This window comes from Myxococcus sp. CA039A, assembly GCF_013336645.1.
In the GTDB taxonomy this organism is placed as follows: domain Bacteria; phylum Myxococcota; class Myxococcia; order Myxococcales; family Myxococcaceae; genus Myxococcus; species Myxococcus llanfairpwllgwyngyllgogerychwyrndrobwllllantysiliogogogochensis.
The window spans coordinates 1-403 of the sequence record NZ_JABUMQ010000827.1; the positions used below are offsets into that span (position 1 = coordinate 1).

A 403-nucleotide genomic window follows, 5' to 3' on the forward strand; every position below is an offset into this window, starting at 1 on the left:
GCCACAAGCTGATCGACGGTGTGGTGTGGGACGGCAAGGACCCTAAGAAATACGCCGACGGCTTCAAGATCAAGGCCTGAAGCACCCCGCCCGAGCGACGTTGAACCCAGGAGATTTCCCATGGTCAGTGCTGTCTTTCACACACCGCTGGACGCCCCGTCCGCCGCGGACCCATCTACTACCAAATCCATAGCGCCTGGCGCTTTATCCATGAGCGCTACAGCCCAAAACGCTTCCAAAACCAAGGCTTCGGCGTCCGCCAAGCCAGCCACCCGTGACATGGCCGCGTGGTCGCGCAACTTCTGGATGGCGGTGCTTCCGCCGACCTGCGGCATTGCGCTGCTGGTCGTGGTGTGGTCGATGGTGTCTGCCTCTACTGGCAAGAGCATTCCGGGCCCTCTGG

1 protein-coding gene is annotated in these 403 nt (G+C 61.8%); it reads left to right on the forward strand.

Going from position 1 to position 403, the window contains the following annotated elements; all coding sequences use genetic code 11:
• Positions 1–210: 210 nt before the first annotated feature.
• Positions 211–403, forward strand: a 193-nt coding sequence (locus HR086_RS48145; protein WP_217442285.1) for a hypothetical protein, incomplete at its 3' end; no start/stop codon positions are given.